Origin of the sequence: Frankia sp. CgMI4, assembly GCF_001756285.1 — a bacterium.
Classification (GTDB): Bacteria; Actinomycetota; Actinomycetes; order Frankiales; family Frankiaceae; genus Frankia; species Frankia casuarinae.
Map to the genome: position 1 here is coordinate 15,805 of NZ_MAQZ01000072.1, position 13,274 is coordinate 29,078.

11 protein-coding genes are annotated in these 13,274 nt (G+C 71.4%); all 11 read left to right on the forward strand.

Features of this window, described 5'->3' with window-relative positions; genetic code table 11:
* Positions 1-22 precede the first annotated feature (22 nt).
* The 11 genes from Manayef4_RS12485 to metK all read left to right on the forward strand — a co-directional run bounded on the left by Manayef4_RS12485 (position 23) and on the right by metK (position 13,196).
* Positions 23-946 (forward strand): aspartate carbamoyltransferase catalytic subunit, encoded by a 924-nt coding sequence (locus tag Manayef4_RS12485; protein WP_023841496.1) that lies wholly within the window; start codon positions 23-25, stop codon positions 944-946.
* The gene (locus Manayef4_RS12490; protein ID WP_175443375.1) at positions 943-2,319 is read left to right on the forward strand and encodes a dihydroorotase; all 1,377 of its coding nucleotides are present in this window, start codon (positions 943-945) and stop codon (positions 2,317-2,319) included. The genes Manayef4_RS12485 and Manayef4_RS12490 overlap by 4 nt, the downstream gene beginning before the upstream one ends.
* Complete coding sequence (locus Manayef4_RS12495) at positions 2,316-3,371, forward strand: hypothetical protein (protein ID WP_070131710.1); 1,056 nt, start codon at positions 2,316-2,318, stop codon at positions 3,369-3,371. The genes Manayef4_RS12490 and Manayef4_RS12495 overlap by 4 nt, the downstream gene beginning before the upstream one ends.
* 35 nt (positions 3,372-3,406) lie before the next feature.
* Complete coding sequence (gene carA, locus Manayef4_RS12500; RefSeq protein ID WP_175443377.1) at positions 3,407-4,633, forward strand: glutamine-hydrolyzing carbamoyl-phosphate synthase small subunit; 1,227 nt, start codon at positions 3,407-3,409, stop codon at positions 4,631-4,633.
* Positions 4,620-8,027: a carbamoyl-phosphate synthase large subunit gene (gene carB, locus Manayef4_RS12505; protein WP_070131712.1), complete on the forward strand. Its 3,408-nt coding sequence runs from the start codon at positions 4,620-4,622 to the stop codon at positions 8,025-8,027. The genes carA and carB overlap by 14 nt, the downstream gene beginning before the upstream one ends.
* Positions 8,024-8,848 (forward strand): orotidine-5'-phosphate decarboxylase, encoded by an 825-nt coding sequence (gene pyrF / locus Manayef4_RS12510; protein WP_011437582.1) that lies wholly within the window; start codon positions 8,024-8,026, stop codon positions 8,846-8,848. Before carB ends, pyrF begins: the two co-directional genes overlap by 4 nt.
* 227 nt (positions 8,849-9,075) lie before the next feature.
* A complete protein-coding gene (mihF, locus tag Manayef4_RS12515; RefSeq protein ID WP_011437581.1) occupies positions 9,076-9,393 on the forward strand; it encodes an integration host factor, actinobacterial type in 318 nt (105 codons plus the stop codon).
* Positions 9,394-9,643: 250 nt separating this feature from the next.
* Positions 9,644-10,189: a guanylate kinase gene (gene gmk / locus Manayef4_RS12520; protein ID WP_035733409.1), complete on the forward strand. Its 546-nt coding sequence runs from the start codon at positions 9,644-9,646 to the stop codon at positions 10,187-10,189.
* Between the two features lie 155 nt (positions 10,190-10,344).
* Positions 10,345-10,629, forward strand: a complete 285-nt coding sequence (gene rpoZ / locus Manayef4_RS12525) for a DNA-directed RNA polymerase subunit omega (protein WP_023841498.1) — start codon at positions 10,345-10,347, stop codon at positions 10,627-10,629.
* A gap of 18 nt (positions 10,630-10,647) precedes the next feature.
* A complete protein-coding gene (gene coaBC / locus Manayef4_RS12530) occupies positions 10,648-11,958 on the forward strand; it encodes a bifunctional phosphopantothenoylcysteine decarboxylase/phosphopantothenate--cysteine ligase CoaBC (RefSeq protein ID WP_139140077.1) in 1,311 nt (436 codons plus the stop codon).
* Positions 11,959-11,999: 41 nt separating this feature from the next.
* Complete coding sequence (metK, locus tag Manayef4_RS12535) at positions 12,000-13,196, forward strand: methionine adenosyltransferase (protein ID WP_070131714.1); 1,197 nt, start codon at positions 12,000-12,002, stop codon at positions 13,194-13,196.
* Positions 13,197-13,274: the final 78 nt, after the last annotated feature.

The window sequence follows — 13,274 nt, forward strand, 5'->3', positions numbered from 1 at the left end:
AAGCCGGGTTCGGGGGACGGGCGTGAACCGCCATCTCCTGTCGACTGAGGATCTCGACCGGGACGACGCGCTGCTGGTGCTGGACACCGCCGAACGGATGGCGCGGGTCGCCGAGGCGTCGGTGCGCAAACTGCCGACCCTGCGGGGCCGCACCGTCGTCAACCTGTTCTTCGAGGACTCCACCCGCACCCGTACGTCCTTCGAGGTAGCCGCCAAGAGACTGTCGGCCGATGTGATCAATTTTTCGGCGCGCGGGTCAAGCGTGTCGAAGGGCGAAAGTCTGAAGGACACGGCGCAGACCCTTGAGGCGATGGGTGCCGACGCCGTGGTCTGCCGGCATGCCGCGAGTGGCGCGCCGCACCGACTGGCCTCCTGGGTACGCGGCAGCGTGGTGAACGCGGGAGACGGCACTCACGAGCACCCGACCCAGGCCCTGCTCGACGCCTTCACCATGCGCCGCCGGCTCGGCCGGATCGACGGCCTCGCCGTCACCATCGTCGGCGACGTGCTGCATTCCCGGGTGGCGCGATCGAACGTGTGGCTGCTCGCCACGCTGGGCGCGACGGTGACCGTCGTGGCCCCGCCGACGTTGGTGCCCCTCGGAATCTCCTCGTGGCCGGTCGAGGTGTCGTACAACCTCGACGCCGTGCTGCCCAAGAGCGACGTGGTGATGATGCTGCGGGTCCAGCGGGAGCGGATGTCCGCGGCCTTCTTCCCGACCGAACGGGAGTACAGCCGGCGCTACGGGCTGGATGCCGACCGGGCGGAGATGTTGCCCGACCACGCCCTGGTGATGCATCCCGGCCCGATGGTACGCGGGATGGAGATCGCCTCTCGGGTCGCCGACTCCGCCCGGTCGACAGTCGTGGAACAGGTTGCGAACGGGGTGAGCGTGCGGATGGCCGTGCTGTACCTGCTGCTGGGTGGTTCCGGGGAGGTCTCATGACGACGCCCGCGGCGGAAACGTCGGAGGAAACGCCGGTGGGGAGGTCGGCGGGGACCTCCTGGGTCCTGCGGCGGGTCCGCCCGCTCGGCGGGGACCCCGTCGACGTCGTCCTCGCGGACGGGGTGGTGGCCGCCTGGCGACCGGCCGGCTCCACGCACGCCGGGGCCGGGGGACTGCCCGCCGGCACCACCGTGCTGGACACGGACGGGCTGATCCTGCTCCCCGGCCTGGTCGACCTGCACACCCACCTGCGGGAACCCGGCCGGGAGGACGCCGAGACGGTCGCCTCCGGCACCCGCGCCGCGGCCCTCGGTGGCTACACCACCGTGTTCGCGATGGCGAACACCAATCCGGTCGCCGACACCGCGGGGGTCGTCGAGCAGGTGTGGCGGCTCGGCCTGGACGCGGGTCACTGCGATGTCCGGCCGGTCGGCGCGGTCACCGTCGGACTTGCCGGCGAGCGGCTCGCCGAACTCGGCGCCATGGCCTCCTCCGCGGCGGGCGTGCGGGTCTTCTCCGACGACGGGCACTGCGTGTCGGACGCGCTGCTCATGCGCCGGGCGCTGGAGTACGTCAAGGCGTTCGATGGGGTGATCGCCCAGCATGCGCAGGAACCGCGGCTGACCGAGAACGCCCAGATGAACGAGGGCACGGTGGCTGCCAGGCTGGGGCTGCCGGGGTGGCCCGCGGTCGCCGAGGAGGCGATCATCGCCCGGGACGCGCTGCTGGCCGGGCACGTCGGCTCCCGACTGCACGTCTGTCACGTCTCCACCGCCGGATCGGTAGAGATCATCCGGTGGGCCAAGGCGAAGGGCTGGAACGTCACCGCCGAGGTGACCCCGCACCACCTGCTGCTCACCGACGACCTGGTCTGCTCGTTCGACCCGGTCTACAAGGTCAACCCGCCGCTGCGCACCGCCGAGGACGTCGCCGCGCTGCGCGCCGGGCTCRCCGACGGCACGATCGACTGCGTCGCCACCGACCACGCTCCGCACGCGCTGGAGGACAAGGAGACGGAGTGGGCCGCCGCGCGTCCCGGCATGCTCGGTCTCGAGACGGCGCTGTCGGTGGTCATCGAGACGATGGTCATCCCGGGCCGGCTGGACTGGGCCGGGGTCGCCGAGCGGATGGCACTGGCCCCGGCAAGGATCGGTGGCCTGCCGCGAACCGCGGCCGAGGTGTGGAGTTCCATAGCAGTGGGCGCGCCCGCGACCGTCACCCTGCTTGACCCGGCGCCGTGGCGGATGGTCGAGCCGGACGCGCTCGCCAGCCGCAGCCGCAACACGCCCTATGCGGGCCGGTCGCTGCCGGGAACGATCCGCGCCACGTTCCTGCGGGGACGGCCCACCGTGCTCGACGGGAAGATCGTATGACTGTTTCGCGCGCCGCCCTGTCGGCCGCCGGGCCCGCCGTCGCCCTGGACCGGGCGCCGGATCGCCTGGGGCTGCACCTGCTTCTCCTGCTTGGCCTGTTGCTGGTGTTCGTCGCGGCGGTCGGTTCGATGCGACGGGCGTGGCGCAACCGGGCCGAGCGTCAGGAGGAGGACCTTCCCGAGCTGCCCGTCCCGCCGGCGGAACCAGGCACGGTGTTCGCCGCTCCGCTGCGCGGGATGTACCTCGGCACCGTCGACGCCGGGCACTGGCTGGAATGGATCGCCGCCCGCGGGCTGGGCGGGCGGGCCGGCGGCTACGTCAGCGTGTACGAGACCGGGGTGCGGGTGGACCGCCCCGGCGAGGCGTTCTGGATCCCGCGCGAGGCCGTCCGCGGTGCCCGCCTGGAGYGGGCGCACGCCGGCAAGGTCTCCGCCCCCGGGCGTCTGATCGTCATCGCGTGGTCGTTCGGCGGGCACGAGTTGGAGACCGGTTTCCGCGGTGAGGACCGTGCCCGCCAGCCCAAGGTGGTGCGCGCCGTCCACGACCTGATCGGCCCCCCGCCCGCGCATCTGGCACCGGGCGACGTCACCTCGCCGCACGCGGTACCGCGGATCCGCCCGCGGATCCGGCCCCGGGCCGTCGCGCCCGGCCCCGGGCCGGTGGGCCGGTCCGGGCAGCGGCCGGGTTCCGGACAACCGACCGAGGAGATGCCGGCGATCCGGACCGGCCCTCGGCTGCGTTCCCGGGGGGAGCGGGCCCAGGCCCGCGGCGAGCGGGCGGTGCCCGCCGACCGGCGGCTCTACGCGGAGCGGTGGCGCTCGGACCAGCGACTCCCCGATCGGCGACAMCAGGATGAGGGTCACCCCGACCCGCGCCGCTCCGACCCGCGCCACCCCGAGCGGCGTCATCCCGATCAGTGGCCGGCGGATCCGGAATCGGACCCCGGGTGGGTGGACCCGGGACAGCTTGATCAGTCTGACCCCGGCTGGTCGTCGGTCGACCCGTTGACCTCACCGCTCGGTGAGGTCAACAGGCTGAAGGAGGATCGGTGAGCACTCCCACCACGACGCCGACGCGAGCGGTCCTGATGCTGGAGGACGGTCGCAGCTTCGTCGGCGAGGCGTACGGGGCGATCGGCGAGACCTTCGGCGAGGCCGTGTTCTCCACCGGGATGACCGGCTACCAGGAGACGCTGAGCGATCCGTCGTTCCACGGCCAAGTCGTCATCATGACCGCCCCGCACATCGGCAACACCGGCGTCAACGACGAGGACTACGAGTCCGAGCGGATCCAGGTCGCCGGGTTCGTCGTGCGTGACCCCGCCCGGCGGGCCTCCAACTGGCGCGCCCGGGGCACGCTCGACGACGAGCTGGCCGCGGCCGGTGTGGTGGGGATCAGCGGGATCGACACCCGGGCGCTGACCCGTCACCTGCGTGAGCTCGGCTCGATGCGGTGCGGGATCAGCAGCGTGCTCGACGCCGACGCCGACGCCGACGCCGACGGTGGCCCGGTCGGCCCGGGCCCGGGTTCCGGCGCGGACGGCGAGCGGGCGGCGGCGCTCGACGCCCTGCTCGACCGGGTCCGCGCCTCCCCGGAGATGCTCGGCGCGGATCTCGCGCCCCGGGTCTCCACCCCTACCCCCTATGTGGTGGAGGCGGTGGCGGGCGCCGCGCTGTTCAAGGTCGCCGCGCTCGATCTCGGCATCAAGCGCGCGACGCCGGCCGCCATGGCCGCGCTGGGCTGCGAGGTGCATGTGCTGCCGGCCCGCACCACCGGCGAACAGCTGCTGGCGCTGGAACCGGACGGGGTGTTCCTGTCGAACGGTCCCGGCGATCCGGCGGCGGCGGACTATGCGGTTGACGCGCTGCGGACGGTGCYGCGGGCCGGTGTCCCGGTGTTCGGGATCTGTTTCGGGCACCAGCTGCTGGCCCGCGCTCTTGGCTTCGAGACGTACAAGCTCACCTACGGCCACCGCGGCGTGAACCAGCCGGTCGGGGATATGGCGACCGGGCGGATCGCGGTCACCAGCCAGAACCACGGCTTCGCCGTGCGGGCGCCGCTCACCGGGGTGACCGACACCCCGTTCGGCCGGGTGGTGGTCAGCCACCGCGGCCTCAACGACAACGTCGTCGAGGGATTGGAGTGTCTGGACGTGCCGGCCTTCAGCGTGCAGTTCCATCCGGAGRCCGCGCCGGGGCCGCATGATGCCTCCCCGTTGTTCGAGCGGTTCCGCGCTTTGATGGCGGACACCCGGGAGGGTGGCCGGGAGCGGAGTGAGCGATCTGTGCGGGAGGCCGGTCATGCCGAAGCATGAGGATCTGAGCAGCGTCCTGGTCCTCGGCTCCGGGCCGATCGTGATCGGCCAGGCGTGCGAGTTCGACTACTCGGGTACCCAGGCCTGCCGGGTGCTGCGCGCGGAGGGCCTGCGGGTCATCCTGGTCAACAGCAACCCGGCGACAATCATGACCGATCCGKAGATCGCGGACGCGACCTACGTCGAGCCGATCACCTCGGACATCGTCGCGAAGATCATCGAACGGGAGCGGCCCGACGCGATCCTGGCCACCATGGGTGGCCAGACCGCGCTGAACACCGCCGTCGCCCTGCACGACGCCGGTGTCCTGGACCGCTTCGAGGTCCGTCTGATCGGCGCGAATATCGACGCGATCCGCGCCGGGGAGGACCGTCAGGCGTTCAAGGACATCGTCGCCGCGGTCGGCGGCGAGACCGCGCGCAGCGCCATCTGCCACACCGTCGCCGAGTGCCTGACCGCCGGGGAGGAGTTCTCCTACCCGGTGGTCGTGCGACCCAGCTTCACCCTCGGCGGCGCCGGCAGCGGCTTCGCCCATGATTCCGGCGAGTTGCGCCGGATGGCGGCGGACGGACTGGCCGCGAGCCCGTCGACCGAGGTGCTGGTGGAGGAGTCGGTCCTCGGCTGGAAGGAGTACGAGCTCGAGCTGATGCGCGACCGCGCGGACAACGTGGTCGTGGTCTGCTCGATCGAGAACGTCGACCCGATGGGGGTGCACACCGGCGACTCGATCACGGTGGCGCCGGCGATGACCCTGACCGACCGCGAGTACCAGCGCATGCGGGACATGGCGATCGCGGTGATGCGGGCCGTCGGCGTCGACGCCGGCGGCTGCAACATCCAGTTCGCCGTCGACCCTGCGACGGGCCGGCAGGTGGTCATCGAGATGAACCCCCGGGTGTCGCGGTCCTCGGCGCTGGCGTCGAAGGCGACCGGCTTCCCGATCGCGAAGATCTCGGCGAAGCTCGCGCTCGGATACACCCTTGACGAGATCCCCAACGACATCACCCGCACCACGCCCGCGGCCTTCGAGCCGGCGCTGGACTACGTCGTGGTGAAGGTGCCGCGGTTCGCGTTCGAGAAGTTCCCCGGTGCCGACCCGACGCTCACGACGACGATGAAGTCYGTCGGCGAGGCGATGGGGGTTGGCCGCAGCTTCGCCGAGGCGCTGCAGAAGGCGCTGCGCTCGATGGAGGCCCCGGGCTCGGTGTTCTCCTTCGTCCCGCCCGAGGCGGACGCCGCCGACCTGCTGGAAGCCGCGCGGGTTCCCCACGACGGCCGGTTGCGTACCGTCCAGCAGGCGCTGCTTGCCGGCGCGGATCCCGACGAGGTCACCCGGGTCACCGGGATCGACCCGTGGTTCGTCGACCAGCTCGTCTTCCTCAACGAGACCGCGGCGATGATCAGCCGCAATCCGGCGGGCATCCGGCGGGCCAAGCGAGCCGGGTTCTCCGACGTCCAGCTCGCCGAGATCCTCGGCACCTCCGAGGACGTGGTCCGGGCGTTCCGCCACCGCACCGGCATCCGGCCGGTGTTCAAGACCGTCGACACCTGCGCGGCGGAGTTCGCCTCCGAGACCCCGTACCACTACTCCGCCTACGACGCCGAGACCGAGGTCGCGCCGAGCAAACGGCCGCGGGTGATCGTGCTCGGCAGCGGGCCCAACCGCATCGGCCAGGGCATCGAGTTCGACTACGCCTGTTGTCATGCGGTGATGGCGCTTTCCGACGCCGGCTATGAGACCGTCATGGTCAACTGCAACCCGGAGACGGTGTCCACCGATTACGACACCGCCGACCGGCTCTACGTCGAGCCGTTGACGGTCGAGGACGTGCTTGAGGTCGTCCACGCCGAGCAGCAGGCCGGGCCGCTCGCCGGGGTAATCGTCCAGCTCGGCGGGCAGACCCCCCTCGGCATCGCCGCGGCGCTCGCCGAGGCGGGCGTGCCCGTCGTGGGCACCCCGCCCAAGGCGATCCATCTGGCCGAGGACCGTGGGCTGTTCGGGCGTGTGCTGGCCCGGGCGGGCCTGCCCTCGCCGCCGCACGGGGTGGCGACCTCCTTCGCCGAGGCGCGCACGGTGGCCGAGCGGATCGGGTACCCGGTGCTGGTGCGGCCGTCCTACGTGCTCGGCGGGCGTGGCATGGAGATCGTCTACGACGACACGATGCTGCGCGACTACATCGATCGGGCCACCGCCATCTCCCCGGAACATCCGGTGCTCGTCGACCGGTTCCTCGACGACGCGGTGGAGATCGACGTTGACGCCCTCTACGACGGGGAGACGCTCTACCTCGCCGGGGTGATGGAGCACATCGAGGAGGCCGGGGTCCACTCGGGCGACTCGGCCTGCGCCCTGCCGCCGATCACGCTGGGCCGTTCGGAGCTCGACCGTATCCGGACGTCCACCGAGGCGATCGCGAAGGGCGTCGGGGTGCGGGGTCTGCTCAACGTCCAGTACGCCCTGCAGTCCGATGTGCTCTACGTCCTGGAGGCCAATCCCCGGGCGTMGCGGACCGTGCCGTTCGTCTCCAAGGCCACCACGGTGCCGCTGGCCAAGGCCGCCGCCCGGGTGATGCTCGGCGCGACCATCGACGAGCTGCGGGCCGAGGGCCTGCTGCCGCGCTCCGGBGACGGTGGCACCCTGCCGCTGGACTCGCACATCTCGGTCAAGGAGGCCGTGCTGCCCTTCGGGCGCTTCCGTGACGCCGGTGGCCGCGGCGTCGACACCGTCCTCGGGCCGGAGATGAAGTCGACCGGTGAGGTGATGGGCATCGACGACGGCTTCGGCACKGCGTACGCCAAGTCCCAGGCCGCCGCGTACGCCTCGCTGCCCACCTACGGCCGGGTGTTCGTCTCCGTGGCCAACCGGGACAAACGGGCGATGGTTTTTCCGATCAAGCGGCTCGCGGATCTCGGTTTCGTCGTCTACGCCACCGAGGGGACCGCGGACGTGTTGCGGCGCAACGGGGTCAAGGCGGTCGTCCTCGGCAAGCACTGGGCCCCCACCGAGGGGCTACTCGACTGTGTCGAGATGATCACATCCGGGCAGATCGACCTCGTCATCAACACCCCGTGGGGCGTCGGCCCGCGCCTGGACGGCTATGAGATCCGCACAGCCTGCGTGAGTGCCGGGGTTCCGTGCATCACCACGATCCAGGGTGCGGCGGCCTGCGTGCAGGGCGTGGAAGCGCTGGTACGGGGGGAGCTGGGGGTCCGATCGTTGCAGGAATACCACGCGGCGCTGCGGCAGGCGTGGGGCGGGGGACAACCGGGCGGCTCGCCGCCCGAATCCTCCGGCTCTGCGGCGTCTGAGTCCGCGGCGTCTGAGTCCGCGGCGTCTGAGTCCGCGGCGCCTGAGTCCGCCGTGTTCGGACCGGCGGCCAGGAGGAGCGGATGAGCGCCGGCCGGAGGAGCTCCGGCGGGAGGAGCGCGGCCGCGCCCCGCTTCACCCCGCCGCGGGGCCGGGCGCCGCTGGCGGTCGCGCTGGATGCCCCGGACGCCGCGACCGCGCTGCGCTGGGCCGCCGCGGTCGCCCCCACCGTGGCCGTGCTGAAGATCGGTCTGGAGCTGTTCTACCGGGAGGGCCCGGCAATCGTGACGGCGCTGCGCGCGGCCGGCGTGCTCGCCGGGGCCGGCGGCGCGGCGGTCGCCGCGGGCGGCACCGGGAGTGCCCCGGAGTTGTTCCTCGATCTCAAACTGCACGACATTCCCGCCACGGTCGCCGGGGGAATGCGCTCAATCACCCCGTTGGGCCCTCGTTTCGTGACCGTGCATGCGGCTGGGGGGGCGGCGATGATACGTGCGGCGATCGAGGCGGCCCCGGATGTCGAGGTAGCCGTCGTGACCGTACTCACCTCGCTGGATGTGGCGGCGCTCAGCGCGATCGGGCTCGCCGGACCCCCTTCCGACGCCGTCCGCAGGCTCGCCGTGCTTGCGGTCGAAGCCGGTGCGCGCACCCTGGTGTGCAGTCCGCGGGAGGTTCGAATGGTCCGTATGGAGCTTGGTAGCAATGTGACTCTCATCACTCCAGGCGTGCGACCGGCGGGGTCGGAAACCGGCGATCAGGCCCGAACCGCGACGCCGGAAGCTGCCCTTGTGGGGGGTTCTGACCTGGTCGTGGTGGGTCGCCCGATCACCGGTGCGCCCGACCCCGGGGTCGCCGCGAGGGCCATCGCCGCAGGTCTCAGCGCTGCCGGCAGGGCTGCTGACCTGCTGTGACGCCGATGGGACCAGGGTGTGTTCGTCCTGGTGCGGTACGAAGCGGTACGGTGGGGCCGCCGTAGACCGAAAGGGTGCGGCACGAGTGGGCCACCCCTTTCGTCCGTCAAAGCCTTCTCTTGTGCTGACAATATGTTCGCATCAGAGTGTTATGGCCAAGGCTGGACTRAGGAGTCCCTTCCTCGCTAGTTTGCGCGGCGCGATCACCGAATTGAGGAGGCGTACCCGTGCCCCTGCCGCCCCTAACGCCCGARCAGAGGGCCGCCGCCCTCGAGAAAGCAGCGTTGGCTCGTAAGCAGCGTGCGGAACTCAAGGAGCGGTTGAAGAAGGCGGAGACCACGCTGGCCGCCGTCCTGGAACAGGCCGAGGCTGATGAGGTCGTCGGCAAGATGAAGGTTTCGGCTGTTCTTGAGTCGCTTCCCGGAGTGGGGCGCGTACGCGCCCAGAAGATCCGGGAACGGCTCGGGATCAGTCCGACCCGCCGACTGCGAGGACTCGGCGCCAAGCAGCGTGCCGCACTCCTCGAGGAGTTCGGCATGGCCTGATCCGGTGGAGTGGGAAAACCACTCCGCCAGCCCGGATCATGGTTACGGCGGGTAGCGGCGTTGACGGGAGGGTGGCGTCACTCACATTCTTCCGGCGATGTTGCCCTTCCTTCCGGTCGGATCGGGGGGCGGCATTTCTTTAACCTCCCCCGATCCGGCCGTCCCCGGGAAACCAGTCCCGTCCTCGTGTCCTCTGGGGACTGATGACCGGGTGCGCGCCGACTGACTGAGAGGTCCTATCGTGGTGCCCATGGGTCTTACAGTGCTGTCCGGGCCGTCCGGAGTCGGGAAGGACACCGTCGTCGCGGCAGTCCGGGAACGTCACCCCGAGGTCTGGGTCTCGGTCAGCGCCACCACGCGGCCACCGCGTCCGGGTGAGACTGACGGTGTCGAGTACCACTTCGTCGACGCCGAGGAGTTCGCCCGGATGGTCAAGGCCGGGGAGTTCGTCGAGCACGCGATGTTTGCCGGACACGCCTACGGCACCCCCCGCCGTCCGCTTCTCGAAAGGCTCGCCGCGGGTGTGCCCTGCCTGYTGGAGATCGAGCTGCTGGGCGCCCGGCAGGTGCGCTCGGCGATGCCACAGGCCCGTTTCGTCTTCCTCGCCCCGCCCACCTTCGACGAGCTCGTCCGTCGGCTGACCGGTCGGGGGACCGAGTCACCCGAGGTCATCGCCCGCAGGCTGGACCGGGCGCGCATCGAACTCGCGGCCGAGACGGAGTTCGACGACGTGATCGTGAACGACGACGTGCGGTCCGCGGCAGCCCGCTTGGTAGCATTGATGATCGGCTCGTAGGTCCGGCCCACCGGTCGCCCGCGCAGCCGGCATCTCCGTACAGCCCACATGCCGTACAGCCTCCTCCGCGCAGCCCGCCCTGCCCCCGCGTAGCCTGCGCTCCGCACTGTCCGGACGGCGCAGCCGCCTTGGACGTCCCATTCCGGAAGGACATCGTGGCCGGTACCGCCGCCCATCCCGAAGGCATCACCAACCCCCCCATCGACGAGCTCCTCGAGGCGACCGACTCGAAGTACAGCCTGGTCATCTACGCGGCGAAGCGAGCTCGTCAGATCAACGCCTACTACTCGCAGCTCGGCGAGGGTCTGCTGGAGTACGTCGGCCCGCTGGTCGAGACGACCAACGCGCAGGAGAAGCCGCTGTCGATCGCGTTGCGTGAGATCAACGCCGGCCTGCTCACCCACGAGACCGTCGCCGACAGCCTCCCGCCGGTCTCCTGATGTAGGACGATGACCGAGATGCCCGATGCGGAGCGCTCCGGCACCGGGTTGTCCGACCCTCGGCGTCCCCGGGTCGTGCTCGGTGTGGCGGGCGGCATCGCCGCCTACAAGGCGGTGGAGGTGCTCCGCCGGTTCACCGAGTCCGGCCACGAGGTCCGGGTGGTGCCCACGCCGTCGGCGCTGCGGTTCGTCGGCGCGACGACTTGGGCTGCGCTGTCGGGAAACCCGGTCACCACGGACGTGTGGGACGATGCGGACGAGGTCGCCCATGTCCGGATCGGCCGCGAGGCCGACCTCGTCCTCGTCGCGCCAGCCACCGCGGACCTGATGGCCCGCGCGGCCGCCGGGCGCGCCGACGACCTGCTCACCGGCACCCTGCTGACGGCGACCTGCCCGGTCGTCTACGCGCCGGCGATGCACACCGAGATGTGGCAGCACCCGGCCACCCGGGCGAACGTGGCGACCCTGCGGGCGCGGGGAGCGGTGGTGGTTGAGCCGGCGGTGGGCCGGCTGACCGGCGCCGACTCGGGTCCGGGTCGCCTGCCAGAGCCAGCGGAGATCGCCGCGCTCGGCATGGCGGTGCTGGCCCGGGGTGCGGCCGGGGTGCGGCCCGATCTTGCCGGCCGGCATGTCCTGGTCACGGCCGGCGGCACCCGGGAGTACCTCGACCCCGTCCGGTTCCTCGGCAACGCCTCGAGCGGCCGTCAGGGGTACGCCGTGGCCAGGGCTGCCGTGGTGCGGGGAGCCTCCGTCACGGTGGTGGCGGCGAACGTCGCGCTGCCCGAGGTCGCCGGCGCCCGCACGATCCCGGTCACCTCCGCGGCGCAGCTGCGCGATCGGGTCCACGAGGTCGCGCCCTCGGCGGACGTGGTCGTCATGGCGGCCGCGGTCGCTGACTTCCGCCCCGGGGCGCCGCAGGCCTACAAGATCAAGAAGGAGTCCGYGGCCCCGGGCTCCATCCCGCTCGTGGCGAATCCCGACGTGTTGGCCGAGCTGCTGGCGAACCGCCGGCCCCGTCAGGTCCTCGTCGGTTTCGCGGCCGAGACCGGCGGTCCCGGCGGTGGGGTACTCGACCACGCCCGGGCCAAACTGRCGCGCAAGCCGGTCGACCTGCTCGTGGTCAACGAGGTCGGCGCCGGCCTCGGATTCGAGGTGGAACACAACGCCGCCGTGGTACTGGACCCCCGCGGTGGCGAGACGGCGATCGAGCACACGAGCAAGGACCTCCTCGCGCATCGGATCCTCGACCTCGTGGTCGGCCTCACGGCCGATCGGACCGATGGAACGCCCGCGGAGGCGCTACGTGTACCCCTCGCGGCACCTCGGTAAGCTTCGTCGGAATCAGCCGGATCACCCAGGGGGTTAGTCCAGTGGCGACGCGCCTGTTCACGTCCGAGTCCGTCACCGAGGGGCATCCGGACAAGATCGCCGATCAGATCAGCGACTCGATTCTCGATGCCATGATCAAGGATGACCCGAAGAGCCGGGTCGCCGTGGAGACGCTCATCACGACGGGTCAGGTCCACGTCGCCGGCGAGGTCACCACGAAGACCTACGTCGACATCGCCTCCGTCGTCCGCGAGCGCATCCTGGAGATCGGTTACGACTCCTCCAAGAAGGGCTTCGACGGCGCGTCCTGCGGCGTCAGCGTGTCGATCGGCGCGCAGTCCCCGGACATCGCCCAGGGCGTCGACACGGCGCACGAGACTCGCGTCGAGGGTTCCGCCGACGACGAGTTCGACCGGCAGGGCGCCGGCGACCAGGGCCTGATGTTCGGGTTCGCCTGCGACGAGACCCCCGAGCTCATGCCGCTGCCGATCGCGCTGGCGCACCGCCTCGCCAGGCGGCTGTCCGCGGTCCGCAAGGAGGGCCAGATCGGCTACCTGCGCCCGGACGGCAAGACCCAGGTGACCATCGAGTACGTCGACGGGAAGCCGGCCCGGCTCGACACGGTCGTCGTCTCCTCGCAGCACGCCGCCGACATCGACCTGGACACCCTGCTCGCGCCGGACATCGCCGAGTACGTCGTCGAGCCGGAGCTGGCCCTGCTCGAGATCGCCACCGAGGGTCGCCGGCTGCTGGTCAACCCGACCGGCCGGTTCGAGATCGGCGGCCCGATGGGTGACGCCGGCCTGACCGGCCGTAAGATCATCGTCGACACCTACGGCGGTTACGCCCGCCACGGCGGTGGTGCCTTCTCCGGCAAGGACCCATCCAAGGTCGACCGCTCCGCCGCGTACGCGATGCGCTGGGTCGCCAAGAACGTCGTCGCCGCGGGTCTCGCCAGCCGCTGCGAGGTCCAGGTGGCGTACGCGATCGGCAAGGCGCAGCCGGTCGGCCTGTTCGTGGAGACCTTCGGCACCGGAACCGTCCCGGACATCCAGATCCAGGACGCGGTGACGAGCGTGTTCGACCTCCGTCCCGCCGCGATCATCCGGGATCTGGACCTGCTGCGGCCGGTCTACGCCCAGACGGCCGCCTACGGCCACTTCGGTCGCCCCGAGCTCGATTTCACCTGGGRGTCCACCGCACGCGCCGAGGCTCTCCAGCGCGCCGTCAAGGGCTGACCCGACGCTCCTCCCTCGGCCCCCGTGGGATCTCCCCGGCCCCTCCCGGGGCCCCTGTCCCGCCGGTCGCTGTTCCGG

What these genes read in the sequence shown, in the direction of transcription:
- pyrF (WP_011437582.1), top strand. Translation starts at nt 8,024, where the DNA reads ATGAGCGCCGGCCGGAGGAGCTCCGGCGGGAGGAGCGCGGCCGCGCCC.